Source organism: Vibrio sp. 10N.286.51.E5 (assembly GCF_041469125.1).
GTDB classification, from domain to species: domain Bacteria; phylum Pseudomonadota; class Gammaproteobacteria; order Enterobacterales; family Vibrionaceae; genus Vibrio; species Vibrio crassostreae_C.
This window is the reverse complement of record NZ_JBFRJZ010000149.1, coordinates 1-783: the sequence shown is the minus strand read 5'-3', so window position 1 is coordinate 783 and position 783 is coordinate 1. Positions and strand designations below refer to the sequence as shown.

Genomic DNA, 783 nt, shown 5'->3' with positions numbered 1-783 from the left:
TGTGGCGGTACTTGGATGGTGGATAAGAAGCTGATTGAAGAAGGCAATTGGGAAGAGCTGGCTCATTTAACTCGTGAAGCCGTTCAGTTAGTCAATTAAACCTAATGCAATAGCATTTTGACGTTATATCTAGCCCTCCTTTTGGAGGGTTATTTTATGGTTGAGCATTATTCTTTCAAAGTTAATATTTAATCGTGCTCGATAGCATCTTAAAAATAAAGGCTAAATATGGAAAACTGGATAACACAACGAGTTGGCGGCCTGGCTTTTTGTATCGGTGTAATGGCCTTTTGGCAAAAAGATGATATGCGTTTTCGCTACCAGATGATGATCTTTTGTTTTGTAATGAGTATCCATTTCATATTAATGGGCGCCATAGTGGCGGCTATAGGCGTAATTATTAATGCTATTCGCAGCTATGTATCGATAAAAACTCAATCGCGCAAAGTGATGTGGTTCTTTATTGGCTTGATGTGGTGCATGACTTTACCCAACATGAATCATTTCTTTGAATTTATTACGGTTGTTGGTTCATCCGTTGCGACATGGGCACTCTTTTCAAGACAAGGCATCGCATTGAGGTCCTTGATCTTATTCAATTCTTTCTGTTGGGCTAGCCATAACATTTGGATTGGTTCGATTGGCGGGTCCTTTGTCGAAATCACCTTTATTGTCACCAACATGGTCACTATCTATCGTTTACATCAACGCAGATTGTTAACTATAAAATAGGCAATATATTTTTTATTCTAAATTTAAAATATGGAAGTAATACATCAATAA

Annotated in this window: 1 protein-coding gene and 1 pseudogene; both read left to right on the top strand. The window is 37.7% G+C overall.

The window, feature by feature from the left end; translation table 11 throughout:
- A pseudogene (locus tag AB4161_RS23170) lies at window positions 1-99 on the top strand (2-dehydro-3-deoxyphosphogluconate aldolase); the annotation flags it as partial.
- A 129-nt stretch (window positions 100-228) separates the two neighbouring features.
- Window positions 229-732: a YgjV family protein gene (locus tag AB4161_RS23165; protein WP_372084489.1), complete on the top strand. Its 504-nt coding sequence runs from the start codon at window positions 229-231 to the stop codon at window positions 730-732.
- The last annotated feature ends 51 nt before the right edge of the window (window positions 733-783 follow it).